Source organism: Hyphomonadaceae bacterium BL14, assembly GCA_027627705.1.
Lineage (GTDB): Bacteria > Pseudomonadota > Alphaproteobacteria > Caulobacterales > Maricaulaceae > Oceanicaulis.
This window is the reverse complement of sequence record CP091242.1, coordinates 732,662-756,531: the sequence shown is the minus strand read 5'-3', so window position 1 is coordinate 756,531 and position 23,870 is coordinate 732,662. Positions and strand designations below refer to the sequence as shown.

Annotated in this window: 23 protein-coding genes; 12 read left to right on the top strand and 11 right to left on the bottom strand. The window is 66.6% G+C overall.

Annotation, left to right across the window (positions count from 1 at the left end; all coding sequences use genetic code 11):
• Positions 1–15: 15 nt before the first annotated feature.
• The gene (locus tag L2D00_03600; GenBank protein ID WBQ13775.1) at positions 16–1,527 is read right to left on the bottom strand and encodes a Wzz/FepE/Etk N-terminal domain-containing protein; all 1,512 of its coding nucleotides are present in this window, start codon (positions 1,525–1,527) and stop codon (positions 16–18) included.
• Between the two features lie 91 nt (positions 1,528–1,618).
• Here L2D00_03600 and L2D00_03595 point away from each other — a divergent pair, with 91 nt between their 5' ends.
• A complete protein-coding gene (locus L2D00_03595) occupies positions 1,619–2,350 on the top strand; it encodes a polysaccharide export protein (protein WBQ13774.1) in 732 nt (243 codons plus the stop codon).
• A gap of 33 nt (positions 2,351–2,383) precedes the next feature.
• Here the strand turns inward: L2D00_03595 and L2D00_03590 are convergent, their stop codons facing one another.
• The 3 genes from L2D00_03590 to L2D00_03580 form a co-directional block, all read right to left on the bottom strand.
• Positions 2,384–2,656, bottom strand: a complete 273-nt coding sequence (locus L2D00_03590) for a hypothetical protein (protein WBQ13773.1) — start codon at positions 2,654–2,656, stop codon at positions 2,384–2,386.
• Positions 2,657–2,833: 177 nt separating this feature from the next.
• Positions 2,834–4,330, bottom strand: a complete 1,497-nt coding sequence (locus L2D00_03585) for a hypothetical protein (protein ID WBQ13772.1) — start codon at positions 4,328–4,330, stop codon at positions 2,834–2,836.
• Between the two features lie 69 nt (positions 4,331–4,399).
• Entirely contained in the window at positions 4,400–5,122 is a 723-nt protein-coding gene (locus tag L2D00_03580; GenBank protein ID WBQ13771.1) for a glutathione S-transferase N-terminal domain-containing protein, read from the bottom strand.
• 108 nt (positions 5,123–5,230) lie between these two features.
• On the opposite strand from L2D00_03580, the gene L2D00_03575 reads away from it, so the two are divergent.
• Together L2D00_03575 and L2D00_03570 are read left to right on the top strand one after the other, a co-directional pair.
• The gene (locus L2D00_03575; GenBank protein ID WBQ13770.1) at positions 5,231–6,181 is read left to right on the top strand and encodes an isopenicillin N synthase family oxygenase; all 951 of its coding nucleotides are present in this window, start codon (positions 5,231–5,233) and stop codon (positions 6,179–6,181) included.
• A complete protein-coding gene (locus tag L2D00_03570) occupies positions 6,178–6,606 on the top strand; it encodes a hypothetical protein (GenBank protein WBQ13769.1) in 429 nt (142 codons plus the stop codon). Before L2D00_03575 ends, L2D00_03570 begins: the two co-directional genes overlap by 4 nt.
• 62 nt (positions 6,607–6,668) lie before the next feature.
• Here the strand turns inward: L2D00_03570 and typA are convergent, their stop codons facing one another.
• The gene (gene typA, locus L2D00_03565) at positions 6,669–8,495 is read right to left on the bottom strand and encodes a translational GTPase TypA (GenBank protein WBQ13768.1); all 1,827 of its coding nucleotides are present in this window, start codon (positions 8,493–8,495) and stop codon (positions 6,669–6,671) included.
• A 162-nt stretch (positions 8,496–8,657) separates the two neighbouring features.
• On the opposite strand from typA, the gene L2D00_03560 reads away from it, so the two are divergent.
• Positions 8,658–11,255, top strand: a complete 2,598-nt coding sequence (locus L2D00_03560; GenBank protein WBQ13767.1) for a hypothetical protein — start codon at positions 8,658–8,660, stop codon at positions 11,253–11,255.
• On the opposite strand, the gene L2D00_03555 is transcribed toward L2D00_03560, so the two are convergent.
• The 3 genes from L2D00_03555 to L2D00_03545 all read right to left on the bottom strand — a co-directional run bounded on the left by L2D00_03555 (position 11,252) and on the right by L2D00_03545 (position 14,341).
• Positions 11,252–11,884 (bottom strand): trimeric intracellular cation channel family protein, encoded by a 633-nt coding sequence (locus tag L2D00_03555; protein ID WBQ13766.1) that lies wholly within the window; start codon positions 11,882–11,884, stop codon positions 11,252–11,254. The genes L2D00_03560 and L2D00_03555 overlap by 4 nt on opposite strands.
• Before the next feature lie 290 nt (positions 11,885–12,174).
• The gene (locus tag L2D00_03550) at positions 12,175–12,861 is read right to left on the bottom strand and encodes a TetR/AcrR family transcriptional regulator (GenBank protein WBQ13765.1); all 687 of its coding nucleotides are present in this window, start codon (positions 12,859–12,861) and stop codon (positions 12,175–12,177) included.
• Between the two features lie 76 nt (positions 12,862–12,937).
• Positions 12,938–14,341, bottom strand: coding sequence for a HAMP domain-containing histidine kinase (locus tag L2D00_03545; protein WBQ13764.1), 1,404 nt, complete (start codon positions 14,339–14,341; stop codon positions 12,938–12,940).
• An 82-nt stretch (positions 14,342–14,423) separates the two neighbouring features.
• Between L2D00_03545 and L2D00_03540 the strand changes: the two genes are divergently transcribed.
• A complete protein-coding gene (locus L2D00_03540; GenBank protein WBQ13763.1) occupies positions 14,424–15,053 on the top strand; it encodes a response regulator transcription factor in 630 nt (209 codons plus the stop codon).
• A gap of 32 nt (positions 15,054–15,085) precedes the next feature.
• Here the strand turns inward: L2D00_03540 and L2D00_03535 are convergent, their stop codons facing one another.
• Positions 15,086–15,955, bottom strand: a complete 870-nt coding sequence (locus L2D00_03535) for an NAD(P)-dependent oxidoreductase (GenBank protein ID WBQ13762.1) — start codon at positions 15,953–15,955, stop codon at positions 15,086–15,088.
• A gap of 4 nt (positions 15,956–15,959) precedes the next feature.
• Positions 15,960–16,430, bottom strand: coding sequence for a flavin reductase family protein (locus tag L2D00_03530; protein ID WBQ13761.1), 471 nt, complete (start codon positions 16,428–16,430; stop codon positions 15,960–15,962).
• An 89-nt stretch (positions 16,431–16,519) separates the two neighbouring features.
• On the opposite strand from L2D00_03530, the gene L2D00_03525 reads away from it, so the two are divergent.
• Both L2D00_03525 and L2D00_03520 read left to right on the top strand, forming a co-directional pair.
• Positions 16,520–17,425 carry an OmpA family protein gene (locus L2D00_03525; protein ID WBQ13760.1) on the top strand — a complete coding sequence of 302 codons (906 nt, stop codon included), beginning with the start codon at positions 16,520–16,522 and terminating at the stop codon, positions 17,423–17,425.
• A 148-nt stretch (positions 17,426–17,573) separates the two neighbouring features.
• On the top strand, positions 17,574–17,864 hold the full coding sequence (locus L2D00_03520) for an antibiotic biosynthesis monooxygenase (GenBank protein WBQ13759.1): 291 nt from the start codon (positions 17,574–17,576) through the stop codon (positions 17,862–17,864).
• Between the two features lie 2 nt (positions 17,865–17,866).
• Here the strand turns inward: L2D00_03520 and L2D00_03515 are convergent, their stop codons facing one another.
• Entirely contained in the window at positions 17,867–18,817 is a 951-nt protein-coding gene (locus tag L2D00_03515; protein ID WBQ13758.1) for a divergent polysaccharide deacetylase family protein, read from the bottom strand.
• An 86-nt stretch (positions 18,818–18,903) separates the two neighbouring features.
• Between L2D00_03515 and L2D00_03510 the strand changes: the two genes are divergently transcribed.
• The 5 genes from L2D00_03510 (at position 18,904) to L2D00_03490 (ending at position 23,645) form a co-directional block, all read left to right on the top strand.
• The gene (locus L2D00_03510; GenBank protein WBQ13757.1) at positions 18,904–19,488 is read left to right on the top strand and encodes an aminodeoxychorismate/anthranilate synthase component II; all 585 of its coding nucleotides are present in this window, start codon (positions 18,904–18,906) and stop codon (positions 19,486–19,488) included.
• Entirely contained in the window at positions 19,488–20,510 is a 1,023-nt protein-coding gene (trpD, locus tag L2D00_03505; protein WBQ13756.1) for an anthranilate phosphoribosyltransferase, read from the top strand. Before L2D00_03510 ends, trpD begins: the two co-directional genes overlap by 1 nt.
• Complete coding sequence (trpC, locus tag L2D00_03500; GenBank protein ID WBQ13755.1) at positions 20,510–21,310, top strand: indole-3-glycerol phosphate synthase TrpC; 801 nt, start codon at positions 20,510–20,512, stop codon at positions 21,308–21,310. Before trpD ends, trpC begins: the two co-directional genes overlap by 1 nt.
• Positions 21,311–21,383: 73 nt before the next feature.
• Entirely contained in the window at positions 21,384–22,049 is a 666-nt protein-coding gene (lexA, locus tag L2D00_03495) for a transcriptional repressor LexA (GenBank protein WBQ13754.1), read from the top strand.
• Between the two features lie 96 nt (positions 22,050–22,145).
• Positions 22,146–23,645 carry an exopolysaccharide biosynthesis polyprenyl glycosylphosphotransferase gene (locus L2D00_03490; protein ID WBQ13753.1) on the top strand — a complete coding sequence of 500 codons (1,500 nt, stop codon included), beginning with the start codon at positions 22,146–22,148 and terminating at the stop codon, positions 23,643–23,645.
• Positions 23,646–23,870 lie beyond the last annotated feature (225 nt).

Here is a 23,870-nt window from a genome sequence, read left to right as displayed (position 1 = left end):
CTAGGAGCAAACTGGTTAACGAGCCGCTGACGCGGACTGACGTGACACCCGCGCCAGCACGGGCAGGTGCGGCGCAGCGGGGGCCGGCGCAGGAGCCGGCTGCCGGTTCACCGCCGGGCCAGGCTGCGGCGGCGGATCCCGGCGTGGCGGCTGCGGCGCCCGGGGCGCCGGGCGCACCTCGCGCACGTCGATGAGATACCCGCGCACCAGTCCGGCGAAAGCGCCGATGGCCACGGCGAGCATGAACCCGGCCGCCAGCACGATATTGCGCATGGACCGCGCTTCTGACGGCGGCTCGGCCCGCTCCACGATGCGCACCGAATCCGCTGCGCCCGGTGGCAAAGCACGCCGCGCACTGGCGTTGGCCGCTTGCGCAGACAGGCGCCCTGCGGCCTCGGCGCGCGCCTGGGCCGCCCGCACGAGCCGGTCATGCTCGGGGCCAAGTGCCCGCAGGCGATCGGCTTCCGCGCGCGCCTGGGTGATCTGGCGGGCCAGCGATGCGGCAAGCTGGTTCTGGCCAGCGGCGAACGCCTCTTGCTGCAAGCGGGCAGATTCCAGGTCCTGCCACACCGGATTGACGCCGGTCCGGCGCTGCCCCTGCCCGTTTGCTCCGCCAGCTGCAATGAAACGCTCGAGCGCCTCGATCTCGCGCTCTACCGCCTGAACAGGCGGGGCATCGTCCTGGTAGCGCTGGCGCAGGTCGACGCGGCGCACCTGCAGGTCTAGGAGCTGCCCGGTTACCGCGTTTTCCACATAGAGCTCAATTGTATCGGAAATGCCGGCGAGCCGTGAGGCGAGCGCGGCCGCCAGGGCCCTCGCCTGCGCCGCTTCCGCCTCGGCAGCCATGCGCCGGGCCTCCAGGTCTGACAGGCGCGCCAGCACGCCCGCCCGCTCGGTGGCAAAATCGGAAATGCCGTGCTCTTCAAGGAAGCGGCGCAAATCCGCTTCCGCCATCGCAGAGACGCGTTCGGCGCGCGCCAGGCGCTCCTCCACCCCGCCTTCAATACCCCCGATGAGCACCTCGATACGGTAGGCCAGATAGGCGTCTACAATGGCATTGAGCGTATTGGCGGCCACAACCGGATCGGAATGTTCGAACGTCGCCGTCAGAAGGCTGGCGCTGGGTGACCGGCTGACCGAAAAACCATCCCTCAACAGCTTGAGCTGCTGTGGCCCTACCGAACCGCTGCGCTGTTCGATGGCCAGGCGGCGTACGGCGTCGGAATTGAGAATTTCGGCCTCTGACTGCATGACCTGGTCAAGGGTGAAGGCCCCGCCCGAACCCGCGGCACCGGGCGCGAGGTCGTCATCATCCTGAATCACCAGGAGCCGCGAAACTGCCTCATAGCTGGGCGCAAGCCGCGTCACAGCAAAGAGGGCGATGGGGATGAAAACAAGGAGCGCGATCAGGATTGCGAGGATTTTCTGGGCCCAGAGCAGCGCAATCAGGTCAAACAGGTCAAGATCGCGCCGGGAGCCGCCTGCCCCGCCGCCGCGTCCATCGGAATCGCGTGCTTCACTTGCCATGACCGCATGTGGCTGCAACGCGCTTAATTTTTCCTTAGCCGGAGCGCGCCAGCTTAAGCTCTGTCACACGTTTGAACGGAGAGGCCATCAGATGACAGACGTATCGCGGCGCGGCACCCTGACCGGTGCCCTGGCCCTGCTCACGCTGTCCGCCTGCGCCAGCCAGCGCCGTCCGCAGCCTGCAGGCGGATTTGAACCGGCGCAGTTTGAGCCCTGGGAGGCCGGATCGTCGGCCTACCGTGTCTTTCCCGGCGACACGGTGACGGTCACGGTCCACACCGCGCAGGAATTGTCGGGTGATTATCTGGTGGGGCCCGATGGCCGCGCGAACCTGCCGCTGGCCGGCGCAGTCATGGTCGCCGGGTCCACAGCGCCCGAGGCTGCCAATCTGATCGCCCAGCGCTATGTGCGCACCTTGCGCGACCCGATCGTGGAAGTGCGCCCGGCCGCCTTTGGCTCCCAGCGCATCCTGGTCGGCGGCGAGGTGGCCAGTCCCGGCCTGTTCGAGCTGCCCTCCCGGCGCATTGGCGCACTCGAGGCGACCGTGCTCGCAGGCGGTCTCACCGTCCGCGCCCGCCGCAGCGAGATTGTCGTGCTGCGCCGCGCCGCCAATGGCGGGCTGATGATGCGCACGGTCAATCTGTCACGCGCCCAGCGTGGCGAGCCCGCAGATACGGTCCCGCTCTCGCGCTTCGACATCGTGTTCGCGCCGCGGCGCGGCATCGCTGAAGTCAATGACTTCATCGAGCTTTACGTGCGCAACATCCTGCCTATCGACAGCGCGTTCGCCTTCGCGCTCACCAACTCGCTGTTCAACGACTGAGCCGCAGTGCCCGGCCCGCCCGTCAAATGCGGGCTAGTGACGCGTGGCGAGCCATTCACGGGCAGCGGTGAGCGCGTTGGCGATCTGGCCGGTATCCATTTCCATCGCCAGTTCGGCACGATAGTGCTTGGCCGCCGGAGAGCCCATCAGGGCCGCCAGGTTGAACCATTTGTGGGCTTCGACATAGTCGATCACGCCGCACTGCCCGGTCGAGTACAGAAGCCCCAGCTTGCACAGATCCTCGCCCGTCGGATCCATGGTGATCGCGTCGTGCGCCTGGGCGGTTTCCACATCGGTAAATGCCATTGTCGTCTTCCCTGCATCTGGACAGGCGACCCGGATGTGTCTCCGGTGTGCGCCCGTCATCCCACCATGCACGCCAAGCCTCTTCGGAGCCGGTCGTACGAGCAGGATCATGCGCCAGGACGGTAAGCGCAGGGTTAAGGCAAATCAGGAATAATGCGAATTAACGCTTTAAATCCGTTAGGAATTCCTGCCGAGAATTAACACGGTCATGGCCGCATCCAGGCGTGTGAGCCTGCCCGGACGCCGGTTCCGGCGGCCGTTCGACGCCCCGTTCAGGGCCGCCGCGACCATCGCCAGTGCCAGCACGCCCGGCAGCAGCGCCAGCCCGGCCAGCACTGCACGCCGCGGGGTTTTCGGCGCGGGCCGGGCCGATGCCGGCTCGCGCGCCGCATCCAGGATCCCGGGCCCGGCCAGGGCATCGAATGCCAGCAAGTGCCCGGGACGCGCGGCTGACATGCGTACAAGGGGCGCGGCGTCTTGCGGGCTTTCCAGCCAGCCGGCGACGCGCAACGCCGCGCTGGCACCATCGGTCCGGCGCACCGTGTTCAGGGCGTCTGCGACAGTGTGATGTTCGGAAAACTCAAGGCGGACGGCGCGCATATACGCGTGCGCTGCCCCTTCACTCTGCGCCTGATACCGCCAGGGCTCGCGGTTCACATAGGGTGCCTCGACAAGCAAGGGGGTCAGGGCAGCCAGCAAGACCTCCCGGCCGAGCGCCGGGTCCGGGCCAAGCGCGAGCTGTTGCGCCAGTCCTGTGTCCAGGTGGCCGGATGCATAGGCTGCAGCGACGAGACGGCGCCCCGCACCGCCCTCGCCCGGCATGGCGGCAGCCTGAAAAACCAGCCCGGACAGAACGGGGTCCGGCGACCCCTCCGGCACAGTAGCGCACGCCGGAATGCTGCGCCCGGCCTGTGCCGCGAACGCGCAGCCGTGGATCACCAGATCACGCGCATCGCCGAACAGGGTGACGGGTGTCTGGCCGGCCCAGCCCGGCAAGGATGGAAGATGAATCGCGCCGCCGCGGGGGCCGGCGAACCAGGCTTCGGCCGCGTCGCGGGCGGGCCCGTACAGGGTGCGGGCCCGGTCGAGACGGCGGGTGAGGTCCGGGCTGGCGAATATCAGATAGCGCGGCTCCAGCCCTGCGCCTTGCGCCAGACGGGCGTCGAGCGCGGCTCTGAGCTGTTGCTGCCTTGCCCACGAGGGCCGCGCCCGCAACTCCGCCTCCACATGGGCGGCGCTGCGGTTCTCTGTCAGCACCGAAAAGGCGAGGGCGTCCGCGCCCTCGATCGCGGGCAGCGCCAGCGCCAGGCTCTCGGCCAGCGCCAGATCCGGTGTGCGCCACGCGCCGGCATCAAGCGCCCGGGCGATTTCGGTTTCCCACAAGGTGCGCGGCGCGATGGCGGCAGGCAAAGATGCCCGCAACCGCCTGTCGATCACCGTCCCTGAGGCGGCCAGCCCCGCGCTGTCAGGGGTTTGGACCTGCTGCGGCACGGCCCGGGACTCACTGAGCGCCGCGAACACCAACGCAACCGACGCGGCCGCCAGGGCCAGAAACATGACCGGCCGCACGCTGGCCATTAGCACGCGCCAGAGCAGATAAACTGCGGTGCGCGGCCAGGGCGCAAGCCATGGGTCGCGCGCCCCGTAGCGCGAGCTGTATCCGTTTGCGGTCATGCCGAGATGAAGCCCCCGCTTCAATCCACCCTCGCTGTGACCTTAGCCGGTCCAGGGCCAATGCGGCAATCAGGTCCGGGCGCGCTGACCGAACAGAACGTCGCGCGCCTTTTTCATCTCTTCGCTGTCGTCGGCCAGCGACACGCGCATCTCCTTGCCCGCAGCGCGGCCCGCCTTGACGGCCGGACGCTCGCCCACACGCTCATGCCAAGCCTTGAGATTGGGAAACTCATCCAGAGACTGGCCCTGACCTTCGGGCAATATCCACGGCCAGGACGCCATGTCGGCGATGGAGTATGGCCCGGCGAGATAGTTGCGGTCGCCCAGCCGCCGTTCCATCACCCCGTAAAGCCGGTTCACTTCATTGGTGTATCGCGCCTTGCCGTATTCCAGCTTGGTCAGGTCCGGCTCGATCTTGGGCGCGTAGCCGCGGAAATGATGGGCCTGACCGGCCATCGGGCCCAGCCCGCCCATCTGCCAGAACAGCCACTGGTCCACCTCGATCTGGTCGCGCGGCGTGCCGCCATAGAAGCGCCCGGTCTTGCGGGCGAGATATTGCAGGATCGCGCCGCTTTCAAACACGCTCACCGGCTCGCCGTCCGGGCCGTCGGGATCGATGATGGCGGGCATGCGGTTATTGGGGCTGATGGCCAGAAATTCAGGCCGGAACTGCTCGCCCGTCCCGATATTCACCGGCTTCAGCGTGTAGGGCAGGCCCATTTCTTCCAGCGCAATGGTAATTTTCCAGCCATTGGGGGTCGGCCAGTAGTGCAGCTCGATGGGGGCGGTCATGGGCGCTCTCCGTTGCGTCTTGTGAGGGGCCAGATGTCGGGGCCTGCGACATCACGGTCAAGCGCGTGGCGCTTCACGCCCGCGTGAGAGCGCGATAAAAGCGCGGCTATGAGCAATATCATCCTTGAAGACACCATCCGCCCCGTCTCCTTCGCCAGCGCAAAACGCGACCCGGACGGATTCGCGTCTGAACTCGGGCGCAGCTTTCGCGAGACCGGGTTCGCCGTGGTCAGCGACCACCCGGTGGATCCGGGCGTGATCGAGCGGGCTGTAGCCGACACCCAGGCGTTTTTCGCCCTGCCCGAGCCGGTCAAGCGCCAGTACTTCCAGGAGGGCGGCGGCGGCCAGCGCGGCTACACGCCCTTCGCCATGGAAAACGCCAAGGGCGAGGCGCGCAAGGATCTCAAGGAATTCTGGCATCGCGGCCGTGATCTACCCCCCGGTCACCGCTTTGAACCCTTCATGCCCGCCAATGTTCCGGTCGCCGAGATTGCGCGCTTTGACGCCAGCACCAAAGCCCTGTTCGAGGCGCTCGACGCCATGGGCGGGGTGTTGCTGGAAGCCATCGCGCGCGATCTGGGCCTGCCCGATGACTGGTTCCAACCCACGGTCAACGAGGGCAATTCCATCCTGCGCCTCCTGCACTATCCGCCCATAGACGGCGAACCGGACGGCGTGCGGGCCGGCGCGCATGAAGACATCAATGTCATCACATTGCTCCTGGGAGCCGAAGAGGCCGGGCTGCAGGCCCGGACGCGGTCAGGCGACTGGCTGCCGATCCAGCCGCCCGAAGGCGCGCTGGTGGTCAATATCGGCGATATGCTCCAGCGCCTGACCAATCATGTACTGCCGTCCACCACTCACCGCGTGGTCAATCCCAGCCGTGAGCGGATGGCCTTCCCGCGCTTTTCCACGCCCTTCTTCCTGCACTTCAATCCCGATTTCGAGATCCGCACCCTGCCCGGCTGCATTACGCCGAACAATCATGACCGGTATCCCGACGCCATTACGGCTCATGATTATCTGCTGGAGCGGCTGCGCGAGATCGGCCTGAAATGACTGCGCTCGCCCGCCAGCTGCGGGCGCGGGTGCGTCTGTTTGCACTGATCAATGCGGGCGCAGTGGTGAGCTGGCGCGGCGGTGAAGTTCTGGCAGCGCAGCTTCAGGGGCTCCCTGCCGGAGCAGGCTTTGTCCTGTCCGGGATCGGGCTGGCCCTGTGGATCGTCAGCGCCATCATCCTGCTGGGCCAGGCCCTGCATGCCCGCAAGGCGGGCGTGTTTGATCTGTTCAAGGATCCGTTCGCGCGCCAGCTCCACCGCGATGCCCTTGTGGGGGCGGCGGCGGGTGCGGTGACCGGCTACGGCCTGGCGCTGGCAATCCCGGGGACAGGCGCAGAACGCCTGACGCTGCCGGTAGCGGGCGCAATCGCCGGATTCCTCGTCACCTGGGTTGCGCTGGATGTGCGCCGTCACAAACAGGGCTGACACGGCAAGGGCCGGCGCACGAGGCACCAGCCCTTGTCCCGCTCAAGCCGGAATAATGCCTGTCACGCGCTCGCGCGGCTGGCCTTCTTGCGTTCGTGCTCGAGCAGGAGCTTCTTGCGCACGCGGATGGTCTGGGGCGTCACCTCGACAAGCTCGTCGTCATTGATGAATTCAAGCGCATATTCCAGCGTCAGACGGATTGGCGTGACCAGCACCACAGCCTCGTCCGTGCCTGAAGCGCGCATATTGGTGAGCTTCTTGCCCTTGAGCGGGTTGACGATCATATCCTCGTCGCGGGCATTGATGCCAATGATCATGCCCTCATAGACCTCGGTCCCATGGCCGATGAAGAGCTTGCCGCGCTCCTGGATGTTCCACAGGGCGAAGGCCAGTGCCTTGCCCGATTCCATGGAAATGATCGCGCCCTTGGGACGCTGGCCCACCTCGCCCGCCGCGCGCGGGGCATAGTGGTCAAACGTGTGGAACATCAGGCCCGAGCCCTGGGTCAGGGTCAGGAATTCGGACCGGAAGCCGATCAGGCCGCGCGTGGGCGCCATGTATTCCAGGCGCACGCGGCCATTGCCGTCCGGCACCATGTTCTTGAGGTCCGCCTTGCGCGTGCCCAGACGCTCCATCACACCGCCCTGGTGGATTTCCTCCAGATCGATGGTGAGGTTTTCATACGGCTCGCAAATCTTGCCGTCGATTTCCTTGGTGATCACCTGCGGCCGGCCCACGGCCAGCTCGAAGCCCTCGCGGCGCATGGTCTCGATCAGCACTGACAGGTGCAGCTCGCCGCGGCCCGACACGGTGAACTTGTCCGCATTGTCCTGCTGCGTGACGCGCAGGGCCACGTTGTGGATCAGCTCGCGGTCCAGCCGGTCCTTGATCTGGCGCGTGGTGACGAACTTGCCTTCGCGGCCGGCGAAGGGCGAATCATTGACCTGGAAGGTCATCGAGATTGTAGGCTCATCCACGGTCAGCGGCGGCAGCGCCTCGACATGCTCGGGATCGCACAGCGTGTCGGAAATACCCAGCGGGTCCACGCCGTTGAAGGTGATGATGTCGCCCGCGCTCGCACGGTCGCGCTCGACACGCTCCAGCCCGTGGAAGCCGAACACCTGCAGCACCTTGGCGCGGCGTGTCTTGCCGTCCGGAGCAGCCACAATGACGTTCTGGTTCTTGGCCAGCGTACCGCGGGTGATGCGCCCGATGCCGATGACACCGGTATAGGACGAATAGTCCAGCGCAGAGACCTGCAGCTGGAGCGGCCCGTGCGGGTCCACTTTCGGTGCCGCCACGCGGTCCACGATGGTCTGGAACAGCGCGGTCAGATCGGGTTCGGGCTTGTCGGCGTCCAGCGTCGCCCAGCCCTGCAGGGCTGACGCATACACCACGGGGAAATCCATCTGTTCATCCGTCGCGCCCAGACGGTCGAACAGATCAAAGGTCTGGTCCACCACCCAGTCAGGCCGTGCGCCGGGGCGGTCCACCTTGTTGACCACGACGATGGGGTTCAGCCCCAACGCCAGGGCCTTGCGGGTCACGAACGCGGTCTGGGGCATCGGCCCGTCCACTGCGTCGACGAGCAGAAGCACCGAATCGACCATGGAGAGCACCCGCTCCACTTCGCCGCCGAAATCGGCGTGTCCGGGCGTGTCCACGATGTTGATATTGTAGTCGCGCCAGGTCACAGCCGTGTTCTTGGCCAGGATGGTAATCCCGCGCTCTTTCTCCAAATCATTGGAATCCATAACCCGTTCGACCTCGACCGCGCGGTCGGCGAACGTGCCGGACTGCCGCAGGAGCTTGTCGACCAGGGTGGTCTTGCCGTGGTCCACGTGGGCCACGATGGCGATATTGCGAATGCGCTCGACCGGAGCGGTCATGGGGAGTTCCTTCTGGCGGGAGGCCTTTTGCCGCGTGTCATACAGGCGCACGGGCCGCAGCGCCAGCATTGGCGGCGGCCCATTGCATCCGCTAGGATGAGATCTCCATGCAAGAGCGCCCTCCAGGCGCCTGTCAGAGCCGACCGTATCCGGGGAGTTACCATGTTCAAGACGCTGCGCGCCGCCAGTCTGGCGCTGATCCTGCCTGTTATCGCTGCGCCGGCTGCTATCGCCGAGCCGGCCAGCTTCTTCCAGGTGGAGGGCGTGACATATGATCCGTCGATCACCGTGTTCGAGGACCATGCCGGCTATGAGATCGGTGAACGGGTGGTGCGCTATGATGATCTTCTGAACTACGCGGCCTATCTCGCCGACACCTCAGACCGGATTACGGTGGAGACCATCGGACGCTCGCACCAGGGCCGTCCGATCCTGCAGTTCACCATCTCCAGCCCGGAGAACCTCGCGCGCATCGGCGACATCCGCGACGCGCACCTGGCGCGGCTGCGCGGCAATGCCCCGGCCGACGCGGCACCCATCGTGGTGTGGATCAACTACGGCGTCCATGGCGCGGAAACCTCATCCATGGATGCGGCCATCCCGTTTCTGCATCACTTCGCAGCCGGACGTGGCGAGACGATTGACGAGGTGCTGGCCAATACCGTGATCCTGGCCGCCGTGACCCACAATCCCGACGGCCATGCCCGGCGCATTGACCATGTGGAGCGCTTTTCGAGCCGCATGCCCGTCACCGACGAGGCCCATGAAATCCATAATCTGTGGGGCCTGGCGCGGGTGAACCATTACGGCTTCGACCTGAACCGCCAGTGGCTGTTGCTGACCCAGCCGGAGTCCGTCGCGATCACCACCGCCTGGCAGGCGTGGAAGCCCATGGTGACGGCCGATTATCACGAGATGGGCCACAACTCGCCGTACTATTTCCATCCCGGCACGGAGACGCGGCGCAATCCGCTGATCCAGGTGCGGGCGCGCGAGCTGACCTATGAAATCGCCCGGCGCCACGCCGCCTTCATGGATTCCGAGGCGCGGCTCTACGCGACCCAGGAGGTCTTCGATAATTTCTATATCGGCAAGGGCTCGACCTATCCCCAGCTGTCCGGTTCGCTGGGCATCCTGTTCGAGGCCGGCGCGGCGCGCGGCGGTCAGATCCAGTCCGAACACGGCCTGGTCACCAATGCCGACAATGTACGCACGCAGTTCCGCACCGCACTGACGACCATCCAGGGTGCTCTCGATATCCGCGAAGAGCTGATCGACTTCCAGCGTGACTTCTTCGCCGAGAACGCCCGGCAGGCCGCCAGCGCCAATGCACAGGCCTGGGTGTTCACCGCGCCGGGCGATCCCGAACGGGCGCGCCGTTTCGTGCGGCTTCTGCGCACCCATGGCATCGAGGTCTACCGCGCGGCACGCGATGTGCGCGCCAGCAGCGGCACCTACCCGGCCGCCGAATCCTACATTGTGCCCGCCCGGCAGCTGCAACACCGGCTGATCCGCGGCATCTTCGAGCGCTTCACCGAGTTTGAGGAGAATGTCTTCTACGACGTTTCCGGCTGGACGCTGCCGCTGGCCTATAACCTTCAATATGACGGTCTCGCCGGCGGGATGTTTCAGTCCCTGCCGCTGGGCGAGCCTGCCGACGGCGCGTTCCAGAGCGCCCCGGCTCCGGACCGTGCACCCTATGGTTATGTGTTCGACTGGTCACACAGCTTTGCCCCGCGGGCCCTGAACCGGATCCTGGAAGCCGGCTTGATGGCGCGCGCGGCCAGCGAGCCATTCACCCTGGTGACTGCGCAGGGCGATCAGGATTTCGCGCGCGGCTCCGTCTTCGTACCGCTGGCCCGTCAGGACATGACCCCGTCGCAGATTCACGCTGTGATGGAAACGATTGCGCGCGAAGACGGCGTCCCGGTGGCCGCAGCCTCTACAGGCCTGACGCGCAATACCGGCCGCGATCTGGGTGCATGGAACGTGTTTCGCACCCTCACCGCCCCCAGTGTCGTGATCGCGTTTGATGACGGCATTTCCTGGAATGATGCCGGGGAGATCTGGTGGACGCTCGACCACCAGCATCAGATGGCGGTGCTGCTTGTGCCCAAAAGCCGGCTCTCCTCGCTGGACTGGAGCCGCTATACCCACCTCATCCTGCCCGGCGGCAACGCGTCGCTGGATGACGCGACCAAAGCTGCGGTGAACCGCTGGGTCCGCGGCGGCGGCACGCTGGTCGCAACGCGCCAGGCGGCGCAATGGGCCGAGCGCAGCCTGCTCGAGATCGAGGCAACTGACACGCAAGAGACGCCGAGCGAGACGCCGCAACGCCTGAACTTCTCCGAGATGCAGGTGCGCGACGCCGAGCACATTCTGGCCGGCGCGATTTTCGAGACCGATCTCGATGTCTCTCACCCGCTGGGCTGGGGCTATCAGGCCCGCCGCCTGCCGGTGAACCGCAATACCAGCTTCACGCTGACCCGCCCGACCGACCCCTACGCCGTGCCCGTGCAGTACGCCGAGCGCCCCCTGATGAGCGGATACGCCTCCCAGCGCCGCCTCGACGAGATCGCTGGCTCTCCGGCGGTGAGCGTCTATCGCAGGGGCAGCGGCGCGGTGATCCTGTTCGCCGACAATCCGGTGTTTCGCGGGACCTATCCGGGCACGGAGCGCCTGCTGATGAACGCGGTCTTCTTCTCAACGCTCATGAACGCCAGCCGGGGAACCTATCAGGACACCGATGGGCTGAACTAGTCCAGCTTGCCGATCGAGGGGATGCTCCAGCCGAAGCGGATGGCGCATCCCCTGATCACAAAGGCACCCAGGGCCCCGGCGATCGCAGCCACGCCCTCGCCCAGACCGAGCGAGACGCTGAGTACATAGAGCGCAGCACCGAACAGCGCCGCCAGCGCATAGATCTCTGCGCGCAGGATCAGCGGCACATCATTCAGGATCACATCGCGCAGCAGCCCGCCAAAGGCAGCACTCATGACGCCGGTGAGCACCGCGATGGACCAGTGCGCCCCGGCCGCCAGACCAGCCTGCGCGCCGATGACGCAGAACACCGACAGGCCGATGGCATCTGCCCAGACCATCGCAACGCGCCGTGCGCCCACCTCGCCGCGCACGATCTCCGAGCCGTAATAGCCGATCAGCCCGCCCGCGGCGGCGATCGCCAGATACTCGGGTGCCTCTACCCAGTAGACCGGCAGGCTGCCCAGCACGATGTCGCGCAGCGTGCCCCCACCCATCCCGGTCACCGCGCCGATCACGGCGGCGCCGAACGGGTCAAGCTGCTTGCGCGCCGACAGAATCCCGCCCGTAGCCGCAAAGAAAAAAATCCCGGCGAAATCCAGAATGTAAAAGACAATCGCGACGCTCATCACTGCGCTCCGCTGCGCGGCAGTCCGGCGCGGGCGGGCGTGGCCCGGCTGGCTTGGGACGGTTCGCAGCCGGTGTATCGGTGAACACGCGCGGACGCCAGTGGCGCGGCACGCCGGCCGCCTGCACCCAGGGCGCGGCCTAGCCGCTGTAGAAGACTGCGACCGCGGCTGCGCAGAACAATGCCGGGACAAGGGTCCTGAAGGTCCGTGCGATGACGGCGCTGATCCGGTGATGCGTCACGAACCGCTCCTCAGCGGCGCCAGACGCCGCGCTGTTCTGACCGGCTGCATCAGGCCGACGAGACGGCAGGCCAGATCACCGCCCAGACCAGTTCGGCGCGCTCCTGACCCAGACGCTCGCGAAGCAGTGGAACGGCATCGCGATCCGTTTTTGCCCAGCGCCCCAGGGCGCCGTCGGTCAGAGCGCACACCAATGAGGCGAGCGCACCCGGGTCAAGGTCGGAGCGCACGGAGCCGTCCCGCGCGCCGCGCATCAGAATTTCTTCAATGACCTCTTCAGGTCCGCCGTTCTGTGCCGCGTCTTGAAGGAGGCTCGCGGGCGTGTTCAGCCTCACGATCCGCACAAAATCAGGTCGGTCAAGGTCAAACCGGACCAGTTCGCCGATGCAGGCGCGCAGCCGTGCCCGGGTGCCGACCTCACGCCGGGAGGCCGCCCGTATCCGCTCGGCCCGCGCCTCGAAATCCGCTGCCAGGCACACGGTCAGGAGGCCCTCTTTGGTGTCGGCGAACCGGTACAGAGCGGCGATCCCGCAGCGCGCCTCTCGCGCCACATCGCGCATGCCAACCTTGTGAAACGGGTGGCGGGAAAACTGCGACAGCACCGCCTGCTGCACCCGCATGAACGCGTCCGCCCTGTCATTGGCGTCCGCACCGCTGTTTGAAACTGGTGCCGCGGAACGCTCGCGCGCCCGCCGCACGGGCCACAGCGTGTCCTTGTTTTCGTTCATCAGCTGCATGACGCTCCATCCCCCACCCGATGGACCGGCACGCTGCCAGATTACCCCCGCCGCTAGAATACGACAGCTGGCGTAGTCAGGGCGTTTTCTGCCCGGAATGCGCCCTCGGGCCCGCCGCCAGGCTGCGCGGGCAGGTAATCACGGCCATCACGCCGCTGCCGGGCTTCGAAACGATGGTCAGGTCAAGCCCGCCGCGTTCGCACAAACCGAACATGATCTCCATGCCAAGCCCGGCGTGCAGCCGGGTCTCACGCTCCTCGTCGCGGAGATCCGTGATCGAACTCAACCGCGCCGCACGCGGGCTGAGCCCCTTGCCGTTGTCGGCCACGATCAACTGCACCTCGCTCCCGCGCCTGCGGGCACCCAGCAGGATGCGCGTACCGCCTGAATGATTGATGGCGTTGGCCAGGAGGTTGGACACAACATGGATGACGACACCCGGATCGGCCTCGACGCAAAGCCGGCTGCGCAGTTGGCGCACGGCGATCCCCCGGTCATCGGCCAAACCGAGCAGCGGGTCGGCGGCGTCGCCAAGCAATTCATCGATGCGGCAGGCGCTGGCCTGGGTGGTCCGGCGGCCGCGGTTGAGCGTCGACAGCTCGATCATCGCGGCAAGCAAGGCGGACATGTTGCGCGCCACCGCCTTCTGGCGCCGCGCAAGGCGGCGCACCTGCTCCAGATCGCCCTTTTCCGCCATCGCCTCCAGGGAGCTGGCGTTCAGGTCGAGGGCGTAGAGGGGCTGGCGAATATCATGCCCGCTGGCAGCCAGAAGGAAGGTCTGGAACGCCTCGCTCTTCTCTGCGGCCAGACGTGCGGCTTCATACAAGCGTGTGACGTGAAACCGCCGGCGTGCGCCGACATTGCTCACGATCGCCATGATCCAGCCAAAGGCGCAGCCCATAAGCACGAGAACGCCCTGGGAGATCATGGGATATGCACCCACGTTCCAGTACAGCACCATCAAGGTCATGTAGGTCAGCGCCAGTCCGGAGCAGAACACCGCCACGGCATTGGGATAGGTATAGATGCCAAAGCCGACCACAGTTGCGAAAATGAACATCCAGAAAGACGTGAAGACGAGCACATCGCTGATCCCGTCCGGGGTCGTTTCGACGGCCGGAAACGCGAAAGCCACCACGATCGCCGCCATCAGCCCGACAACGAGCCAACCTTGAATCACCACTGATGCGCCAGGCGATGTCCAGTGTGGCCGGGCAATCAGAAGCCAGGCGCAGGCCAGAATTCCCCCAAGCCCGGCCCCGCCGCGAAGTCCGGCGGTGGGAAGAAACCATGGCGTGCCGGCGAGAAAGCGAAAGTCGGAACTGAGTGTGACAAGCAACCCGATTCCGAGACCGGCCATGGTCAGGGCGATCTGTGTACGCTGGACCGGCCAGACATCCTCGCGATAGGCCGTCTCAAGTTCGTGATCCGCGAAGCGGCCGTTTACACGGCTGATGCGCGGCGTGTCCGCCCCGGTCATGGTCTGCCCCCCGTAAAACTCTGCTTGATCTTGTCTGGGCGGCGACTAGTTAGCAATCCTTACAGGGGAAGGGGGCGGGGGCATGGATGCAGTTCAAGGACTGATCCGGGTATTGATCGTAGATGATCACAGCCTGGTGCGCGAAGCGCTGGTCCAGTCTCTGTCCCTGGAGCCGGACATCGAGGTCTCCGGCGAGGCGGGCGACGGGCAGGACGGACTTTCCCTGTGCAGCGCCCTGGGTCCGGACCTCGTGCTGCTCGACTTCTCCCTGCCGGACATGACCGGCATTGATGTCGTGGACGCATTGAACGCCGCCGGGCGGCGCCCCCGCGTGCTTCTTCTGACCGGAGCGCCCCTGGACGAGACCGAGCGCGCGCAGCTTGCACGCCAGGTCGAAGGCTTTCTGCACAAGGAAGCCGGGCGCGAGGCATTGGTGGCGGCGATCCGGGCTGCTGCCGCCCAGCCGGTCAGGGCCCGGCCGGGGCCTGCAGATGACGACCGGTCCGGCGTGCTCAACGCCAGCGCTCTCACCCCGCGCGAACGCGCCGTGCTGCGTGAGATCGCCAAGGGGCGATCTGTTGACGTGATCGCGCAGACGCTGGGCATGAGCCCATCGACAGTGCGCAAGCACCGCGAAAACATCATGGGCAAGCTGAGCGTCAACTCCACCGCCGCCCTGGTGCGCGCGGCCATGCAGATCGGCAGCTTCTAAGGCAGGCGGCAGACGGCAGGCGGCTGCGCCCCCTACCCCTTCCCCGCGCGGTTTAACCGCGCAATCAGGCTGGAGGTGTCCCAGCGGGCACCCCCCATGGCCTGCACCTCGGCGTAGAACTGGTCGACCAGGGCGGTCACCGGCAATTGCGCACCGTTGTTGCGGGCTTCGTCCAGAGCGATGCGCAAATCCTTGCGCATCCAGTCCACCGCAAAGCCGAACGCGAACTCGTCCGAGGTCATGGTGCGCCAGCGGTTCTCCATCTGCCAGCTCTGGGCGGCGCCTTTGGAGATCGCACGGATCACCGTGTCGGGATCGAGCCCGGCAGCACCGGCGAAATGCAGCCCCTCGGCCAGGCCCTGAACCAGTCCCGCAATGCAGATCTGGTTGACCATCTTGACCAGCTGGCCCGCCCCGGCGGGGCCTGCATGGGTGATCGCCTTGGCGTAGGCCTGCATCACCGGTTCTGCGGCAGCGAACGCCGACTCTGTCCCGCCGCACATGATCGACAATTGACCGTTTTCAGCCCCCGCCTGCCCGCCCGACACAGGCGCATCGAGCCACAGGATGCCGCGCTGCGAACAGGCAGCGTCGAGATCACGCGCCAGAGCCGCGGAGGCCGTCGTGTGATCGACAAGAACAGCGCCCTCACCCATGACCGGCAGGATCTGATCAGCGACCGCACGCACATCGGGATCATCGCCCAGGCACATGAAGACAATATCGGTGCCCGTGACCGCATACTGCAGCGTGTCAGCGGCGGCCCCGGCATGATCGTCCAGCCAGCGTGCAGCCTTGTCCGGCGTCCGGTTCCAGACCGTCACCTCATGGCCGGCGCGGGCGAGGTGGCCCGCCATGGGTGCGCCCATCACGCCCAGTCCCAGAAACGCTGTACGCGCCATCACCCTACCCCGATTGCCCGTAGACAGATTTGTGAAAGACCAGCGCAGGGGCCTGACGCGGCATGTCAAAGCCGGTGACCTCGCCCACGATGATGACATGATCCCCGCCGGGGTGGACCGCCACACGGGTGCACTCGAACCACGCGATGGCCCCTGCCACAAGCGGCGCGCCATTGACACCCGGTGCCCAGCGCCCTCCAGCGGACCCCAGATCGTCTGTCATGGCACACGCCGATGACAGCTGGCTCTGATCAGCGGCGAGCACATTGATGGCGTAATGCTCTGCGGCCAGAAAGGCGTCGAACCGGTCGCTGCCACGATCCAGGGACCACAGAACCAGGCGCGGGGTGAGCGACACGCTGGCGAAGGAATTGATGGTCATGGCGCGTGCCCCGCCCTGGTCGGCACGCGTCACAAGCGCAACGCCGGTGGGATAGCATCCCAGCGCGTCGCGATAGGCCCGGTCTTGAGTCACAAATCGCTCCCTGCCCTTTGGGGAAACCCGCCCTTAACCCTGACAGGTCATGATACGCGCAATACATAAGGCGTTGCGGGTGGGTTGGAATGGCGACTAACAGACCGATCATCATCAAGAAGATCAAGAAGGTTTCCGGCGGCCACCATGGCGGCGCGTGGAAGGTGGCCTATGCCGATTTCGTCACGGCGATGATGGCCTTCTTCCTGATGCTGTGGCTGATCAACAACACCGAACCCGAACAGCGCGCCGGCATCGCGGACTATTTTGCGCCCGCCAGCGTCAGCCAGTCCATGTCGGGTTCAGGCGGGGTGCTGGGCGGAACCAATTTTGGCCAGGAAGGCTCGCGGGCCTCGGGCACGGCGTCCATCGTCGACCGGCTCGCGCCCAGCCCGGCGGAAGAGCAGCGCGACCAGCAGGAAACCTCGTCGAGCGCCTCTGCCGGAGATGAGCCGCAGGTCAGCATGGGGGCACTTGCCAGCGCCATGTCACGGCGCGAGACCGCCGAGTTCGCCAGCGCCGAGCAATCTTTGCGTCAGGCCCTGCAGGACATGCCGGAACTGGCAGAGCTGTCCAATCACGTGCTGATTGAGATGACTGAAGAAGGCCTGCGCATCCAGCTGATCGACCAGGAAGGCCGCCCGATGTTCAATCCGGGCTCCACCGAGCCCAACGAGCGCGCACAAGTCCTGCTGCGCGCCGTGGGTGAGATCGCCGCGCGCTTGCCCAACCGGGTGACCATTTCAGGCCATACCGATTCCAGCCCGACACCGCCCGGCGCGCCGACCAACTGGAAGCTGTCATCAGACCGGGCCAATTCGGCGCTGCGCGTGCTGGCGGGAACCGGCCTGCCCGACCATCGCATCGCCGAGGTGCGCGGTCGCGCCGGCGCCGAGCCGCTCTATCCCGACGATCCGTATCTGGCGGGCAATCGCCGCCTGTCGATCACCTTGCTGCGTGAAGCGCCTGTGGTGCCACCCGAGCATATGCGCTGACCGGCGCGCCCGGGGCCGGCCTTCATCGGTTGACCCGGAGCTCACGGTTGATCACGCTGAATGTATGGATCTCGACCGGCGTCACCTCTGTCTGTCAGGCTTGGCGATCGCGGTGGCGCCAGCGGCGTGTGCGGCGGGAGCGACACCAATGTTCGGACTGATCGGCAAGATGATCGCGGCCGAGGGCCGCCGCGATGAGCTGGCGGCCATCCTGCTGGACGGGCTGCGGAACATGCCGGGCTGCCGGTCCTACGTCGTCGCGGCGGATCCCGGCGCGCCGGACACGCTCTGGATCACCGAAGTCTGGGACAGCCGGGACGCCCACACGGCATCGCTGTCGCTGCCTTCGGTACAGGCCGCCATTCAGCGCGGACGCCCGCTGATCGCCTCCATGGAGCAGATCGCGCAGACGGAACCTCTTGGAGGCGCAGGCCTTTAGTCTCAGGGTGGCGCGCGGGCGCCCCGCGCCTGCGCGAGCGCCCTGACGGTGACGATCTCCACGCCATGGGCGGCGGCGCGGTCCGCCAGCGTATCGAGCACAGAAAGCGTTTCCGGATACGGATGACCGATGGCGATGGCGTGACCGCGTGAGGCGGCCAGCGCCAGGGCGTCCTTCAGCCTCGCAGCGATGGCGCCTTCGTCGCGATCTGTATCCAGAAACACATCGCGGCGCAGCGCCGGAAAGCCGGCGTCGCGGGCGCTGTTCGCCGCAATCGAACGCGGGCCGGTGAGCGAGTCGACGAACATCAGCGCCTCGGACCCGGTCAGCGCTGCGAACACCCGCGCCATGGCCTGCGCGTCGGACGTGAACCCGCTGCCCATGTGATTATTGAAGCCCGCCGCGCCCGGCACACGGGCAAAGGCCCAGCGGACGCGCTCGCCAATGGCCTGGCCATCCTGCGCGCGGCTCAGCGCCCACGGTCCGGGATCATCGAGACCGCCCGGCTCCATGGGCAGATGCACGAACACCTCGCGGCCAGCGTCCGCCGCCTCCCGGGCCAGCGCCGGTGCTGCCGCAGCATAGGGCAGGATCGCCAGCGTCACCGGCGGCTCCAGCGCCATCAGGCGGCGCGCCACGGCGATATCCGGCCCGACATCATCCATGATGATCGCGAGCATGGGGCGGTGGGTTGGAGCCGGATCGGCAGGCTGATGAGCGACCGATTGCGCCCCTGCGTGGACGCCAGCGCCCAACGCTTTGTCCGCCGCCGGTGTACCCGGAACGGGCGTGAAAACGGGCGCCTGCCCAACCGCCATCTCATTGGCCGGCACAGCAATATCCGCCACCGGCGCCGGGCCTGCGCCCGCGCTGAAGGCCAGAGCGGCAGCCGCCATCAGGGTTGCGCCCAGCGCAGCGCCCAGATGCGGCGCATAGGCTGCGCATCGGATCATCACTGATGTCTACAGCGAGTCGCGGTTGGCGCACGGCGCGTGCTTGCCTAAGTTCCAGCTCCTGCTCGGAAGGATCACGCGCGCTCATGCTGCTTATCATCGACAATTACGACAGCTTCACCTTCAACCTCGTGCACTATTTCGAGGAGCTGGGGGCGCGCACCCGCGTCATCCGCAATGATGTGATGAGCGCCGCCGAGGCGCTGGCGCTGGATCCGCGCGCGGTGGTGCTGAGCCCTGGACCGTGCGATCCCGACAAGGCGGGCATCTGCCTGGAGCTGATCCGCACCGCGCCCGATGATCTGCCGATCCTGGGCGTGTGCCTGGGCCATCAGGCCATCGGCCAGGTGTTCGGCGGCAAGGTGGTGCCGGCACGGTCGATCATGCACGGCAAGACCAGTGCGATCACCCATGACGCAACAGGGGTGTTCGCCGGCCTGCCCTCGCCTTTCACGGCCACACGCTATCACTCGCTGGCCGTGGCCTTGCCCGAACGCAGCCCGCTGCGCGTCACAGCGCAGACCTCCGATGGCGAGATCATGGGACTGGCTCATGAGACGCGCCCGGTTCACGGCGTGCAGTTTCACCCTGAGAGCATCGCTTCCCAGCACGGACATGACCTGCTGGCCAATTTCCTCGCCCTGGCCGGATTCCAGGCGGAGGCAGCGTGATGGGCGGCATGCGCGCGGCCATCACGGCCCTGGCGGCCGGACGGGAACCTGACGCCGAAGCCCTGCGCGCGGCGTTCGACGCCCTGATGGATGGGCAGGCCGACCCGGTGGAGACCGGCGGCTTCCTGCTGGCACTGGCGGCGGTCGGTGAAAGCCCGCAAACCCTGCGCGTGGGTGCAGAAGCCATGCGCGCGCGCATGACGCCTGTCCGCGCGCCTGCGGGGGCCATCGACACGTGCGGCACAGGCGGCGATGCGCGCGGCACCTGGAACATATCCACCGCCGCCGCGCTGGTGGCAGCGGGCGCAGGCGCGGTGGTCGCCAAGCATGGCAACAAGGCCGCCTCGTCCAAATCCGGATCCGCTGAAGTGCTCGAAGCGCTGGGCGTGCACCTGACGGCGGGTCCCGACCGGATCGAGCGCGGGCTGAATGAGGCGCGTGTCGGCTTTCTGTTTGCGCCTGCCCATCACGGCGCGGTGCGTCATGTGGGGCCTGCGCGCAAAATCCTGGGTGTGCGCACGGTGTTCAATCTTCTGGGCCCGCTTTCAAACCCCGCCGGTGCGCGCCGCCAGCTTCTGGGCGTGTTCGACCGGGGCTGGCTGATGCCCATGGCCGAAGCACTGCGTGATCTGGGCGCTGAAACCGCCCTGATCGTCCACGGCGCAGACGGGCTGGACGAGATCACCACCACGGGCATAACTCACGCCGCCGAGCTGCACGCGGACGGCACCATCGCGCAATATGAGATCACCCCCGAAGACGCCGGCCTGCCGCGCGCGTCGCTGGACGACCTGAAGGGCGGAGAACCGGCGGAGAACGCAGCGGCGATCCGCGCCCTTCTCGACGGCGCGCCGGGACCGTATCGCGATATTGTCCTGATCAACGCGGCGGCCGCGCTGCGCCTGGCAGGGCTGGCGGCCAATCTGAAAGACGGCGCGGCCCTGGCGGCGGCGGCGATTGATGACGGCCGCGCCAAGTCCGCGCTGGAGCGGCTTGCGGCCATCAGTCAGGGACAGCCGTGATGAGCGACGCCCTCAAACGCATCGAAGCCTACAAGCGCGTGGAAATCGCTGAGCGCAAGGCCGCCATTTCCTTGAGAGCCCTTGAAGCGCGCGCCAAGGCCGCGCCGGCACCGCGCGGATTTCTCGATGCGCTCAATGCCCGCCATGCCAGCCACGGGCTCTCCCTGATCGCCGAGGTCAAGAAGGCGAGCCCCTCCAAGGGGTTGATCCGCGCCGACTTCGACCCGCCGGCCCTGGCGCGCGCCTATCAGGCGGGCGGAGCGTCATGCCTGTCCATCCTGACCGACGCCCCGAGCTTTCAGGGCCATGAAGATTATCTGATCGCTGCGCGCGCCGCCGTAGACCTGCCCGTTCTGCGCAAGGATTTTCTCTACGACCCCTGGCAGGTCGTCGAATCGCGGGCGCTGGGCGCTGACTGCATCCTGGTGATTCTCGCCGCGGTGGACGATTCCCTGGCGCGTGACCTGATCGAGGCCGCATCGGCGCTGGGCATGGACGCGCTCGTGGAGGTCCATGACGCCGCCGAGATGACCCGGGCGCTGGCCCTGCCCTCGCCCCTCATCGGCGTGAATAATCGGGACCTGCGCAGCTTTGACACGTCTCTGGAAACCTTTGAAACCCTTGCGCCCATGGCAGGCCTGGACGTTTGTCTGGTGGCCGAGAGCGGCATTTTCTCCCGCGCAGACGCGCTGCGGATGCAGGCTGCAGGGGCCAAAGCTCTGCTGGTAGGGGAAAGCCTGATGCGTCAGGACGATGTCGAGGCGGCCACACGCACACTTCTGGGAAATGCGCCGCGTTAGCTTGACGTTAATCCGGAACAGGCATAGAACATCTACAGGGTTTCCGGTTTTGTTCTATACCTGAGAGGGCGCGATGCTCACCAAGAAACAGCACGAGCTTTTGCTCTTCATCCACAGGCGCTTGAGCGAGGACGGCGTGTCGCCTTCGTTTGACGAGATGAAGGATGCGCTGCAGCTCGCGTCCAAGTCCGGCGTGCACCGTCTGGTGAGCGCGCTGGAAGAGCGCGGCTTCATCCGGCGCCTGGCCCACCGGGCCCGCGCATTGGAAGTGCTCAAAATGCCGGACAGCGCCGCACCCAAATCCTCCGGCAATGTGGTCGAGGCTGATTTCCGCCGCGGGCGCGAGAGTGAGGCCGGTGTTGACGTGCCGGTGCTTGGCCGCATTGCAGCGGGCGTGCCGATTGAGGCGATCCAGCACGAGGTGGACCGCCTGTCCGTACCTGCCGGGATGATTTCCGGCGGCGAGCATTTCGCGCTCGAAGTGCGCGGCGATTCCATGATCGACGCCGGCATTCTGGAGGGTGACCTGGTCGTCATCAAACGCGCCGACACCGCCGATACAGGCGATATCGTGGTGGCGCTGGTTCATGATCAGGAAGCCACGCTCAAGAAGCTGCGCAAGAAGGGCGGCTCCATCGCTCTGGAGGCGGCGAACCCGGCGTACGAAACGCGCATTTTCGGTCCCGGAGAGGTGAAGGTTCAGGGCCGGCTCGTCGGCCTGATCCGCCGCTACCACTAGGACCTGCAGCCCGCGCCTCTGTGCCCGTTCCGGCACCTGCGCCGGATGGAATGGGTCTTGCATCCGCTCCGCTTCATGCACGCAGAATGCGTCCGGATGGAGCAGGTGATCATGCAGGGCATCGAGGCACGCAGCGAGGCGAACACCGCTTCCGGCACGCCGGGACCGCTCCGGGGCCAGTTTCGGGGCCGGACCCGGCACCAGTTCAAATCGGCCAGCCTTCAGTCGATCAAGTCCGCTGCCTTGGTCTGGGCTGATCTGACCGCTTTTGCCATTGCAGCGGTGGGGGCCTATGGACTCACCGATCTGCTGCGGGCCATGGCCGGCTATCCCGCGCTGTCCGATCATCCGGCAGGGCTCAGCCTGCATTTCGCGATCGCGGGCGCATTCAGTCTCGTCATGCTGGTCTGGCTGCGCTCCAAGGGTCACTATCACCGCCGCGAGGCGTTAACGGACCAGCTCCCGGCTATCCTGACGGGGTGCGCGGTGGCGATGCTGGGCGCGGGGGCCATTCAGTTCGCCACCATCGAGGTCGGCTCACGCGTGCTGACCGCCACACACTGGCTCATTCTGGCACCCGCGCTGGCGGGCACGCGCCTGGCCGCGCGTCAGGCGCTCAGATCGGCCGGACTGTGGACCAGCCCGGCCGTCCTCTTCACGGCAGCCGTCCGATCGGGCGCGGTGCGCGAGGTGATCGCCAGGCACGACGCGCTGGGCGTCCATGTGGACAGCGTGGTAGCGACTGACGACATGGACAAGGCGCGCCTGATCGACGCGATGCGGCGCGCCTCCATTTCGGGCAGAGGCGTGGTCTATGCGCCCGCGCCCGATGAGCAGGATCAGCACGACGTGATCCGCGCCCTCGTCCTGGAGGGCGTGCCCTTCCTGCTGGCACCCCAGATCGGTCCCCTGCCCACCCAGGCCGAAGTGCTCAACTATCCGCTGGAAGACGTGTCCTTCATCGATGTGCGTGACCCGCTGGCCCGTCCGGCAGCGGAGATAGCCAAGCGCGTGTTCGATGTGGCCGCATCCGCAGGGCTGTTGGTGCTGCTGGCACCCGTGCTGGCCGCCATTACCCTGGCCGTACGCGCCGATGGCGGGCCGGCCCTGTTCCGCCAGAGGCGCGTCGGCCGCGGCGGGCGGAGTTTTGACTGCCTGAAATTCCGGTCCATGCAGCTGGACGCAGAGGCGCGCCTGGACAAACTGATCCGCGATAATCCGGCCATCGCGTCGGAGTGGCACGCCTTCCAGAAACTGCGCCGCGATCCGCGCATCACGCCGGTGGGCTGGCTGATCCGCAAGACCAATCTGGATGAACTGCCCCAGCTGATCAACGTCTTGCGGGGCGATATGAGCCTGGTCGGGCCGCGGCCGATGACGCTGTCCCAGATTAGCGCCTATGGTGACTATATGACCGCCTATGCCCGCATGCGCCCCGGCCTGACCGGCCTGTGGCAGACCAACGGCCGCAACCAGACCACATTTGCCGAACGCGCGCGCCTGGACGCCTGGTATGTGCGCAACTGGTCGCTGTGGCGCGATTGCGTCATTCTGGTGCGCACCGTGCGCGAGGTGATCTTCGCACGCGGCGGCTAGCCTGCTGCACCCGCGATGACCGGTTCCCATCACGCGGCTTTGGCATCACGACCTCGTCGTGCGCCCGCCCGGCCGTCTGCCTCCAGCCGGGCGGCATGACCCGCCACCGATCCTGTCAGCCTGTTGCAGGTGTGCCGCGATACTCACCTTCATGGTGCGCTGGGGGCCGTGCCTGACACGCGCGTCTGAGGTTTTTGCGTGTAAGGCTCGCATATCAACGCCCTA

Bases quoted from the DNA above. Each gene is read 5' to 3' on its own strand.
- L2D00_03575 (WBQ13770.1), top strand. From the start codon at position 5,231: ATGAGCAATATCATCCTTGAAGACACCATCCGCCCCGTCTCCTTCGCC.
- trpC (WBQ13755.1), top strand. From the start codon at position 20,510: ATGAGCGACGCCCTCAAACGCATCGAAGCCTACAAGCGCGTGGAAATC.
- L2D00_03525 (WBQ13760.1), top strand. From the start codon at position 16,520: ATGGCGACTAACAGACCGATCATCATCAAGAAGATCAAGAAGGTTTCC.
- L2D00_03570 (WBQ13769.1), top strand. From the start codon at position 6,178: ATGACTGCGCTCGCCCGCCAGCTGCGGGCGCGGGTGCGTCTGTTTGCA.
- L2D00_03600 (WBQ13775.1), bottom strand. From the start codon at position 1,527: ATGGCAAGTGAAGCACGCGATTCCGATGGACGCGGCGGCGGGGCAGGC.
- L2D00_03510 (WBQ13757.1), top strand. From the start codon at position 18,904: ATGCTGCTTATCATCGACAATTACGACAGCTTCACCTTCAACCTCGTG.
- L2D00_03585 (WBQ13772.1), bottom strand. From the start codon at position 4,330: ATGACCGCAAACGGATACAGCTCGCGCTACGGGGCGCGCGACCCATGG.
- trpD (WBQ13756.1), top strand. From the start codon at position 19,488: ATGGGCGGCATGCGCGCGGCCATCACGGCCCTGGCGGCCGGACGGGAA.
- L2D00_03520 (WBQ13759.1), top strand. From the start codon at position 17,574: ATGTTCGGACTGATCGGCAAGATGATCGCGGCCGAGGGCCGCCGCGAT.
- L2D00_03515 (WBQ13758.1), bottom strand. From the start codon at position 18,817: ATGATCCGATGCGCAGCCTATGCGCCGCATCTGGGCGCTGCGCTGGGC.
- L2D00_03560 (WBQ13767.1), top strand. From the start codon at position 8,658: ATGTTCAAGACGCTGCGCGCCGCCAGTCTGGCGCTGATCCTGCCTGTT.
- L2D00_03595 (WBQ13774.1), top strand. From the start codon at position 1,619: ATGACAGACGTATCGCGGCGCGGCACCCTGACCGGTGCCCTGGCCCTG.
- L2D00_03545 (WBQ13764.1), bottom strand. From the start codon at position 14,341: ATGACCGGGGCGGACACGCCGCGCATCAGCCGTGTAAACGGCCGCTTC.
- L2D00_03540 (WBQ13763.1), top strand. From the start codon at position 14,424: ATGGATGCAGTTCAAGGACTGATCCGGGTATTGATCGTAGATGATCAC.
- L2D00_03555 (WBQ13766.1), bottom strand. From the start codon at position 11,884: ATGAGCGTCGCGATTGTCTTTTACATTCTGGATTTCGCCGGGATTTTT.
- L2D00_03590 (WBQ13773.1), bottom strand. From the start codon at position 2,656: ATGGCATTTACCGATGTGGAAACCGCCCAGGCGCACGACGCGATCACC.
- typA (WBQ13768.1), bottom strand. From the start codon at position 8,495: ATGACCGCTCCGGTCGAGCGCATTCGCAATATCGCCATCGTGGCCCAC.
- L2D00_03490 (WBQ13753.1), top strand. From the start codon at position 22,146: ATGGAGCAGGTGATCATGCAGGGCATCGAGGCACGCAGCGAGGCGAAC.
- L2D00_03535 (WBQ13762.1), bottom strand. From the start codon at position 15,955: ATGGCGCGTACAGCGTTTCTGGGACTGGGCGTGATGGGCGCACCCATG.
- L2D00_03550 (WBQ13765.1), bottom strand. From the start codon at position 12,861: ATGCAGCTGATGAACGAAAACAAGGACACGCTGTGGCCCGTGCGGCGG.
- lexA (WBQ13754.1), top strand. From the start codon at position 21,384: ATGCTCACCAAGAAACAGCACGAGCTTTTGCTCTTCATCCACAGGCGC.
- L2D00_03580 (WBQ13771.1), bottom strand. From the start codon at position 5,122: ATGACCGCCCCCATCGAGCTGCACTACTGGCCGACCCCCAATGGCTGG.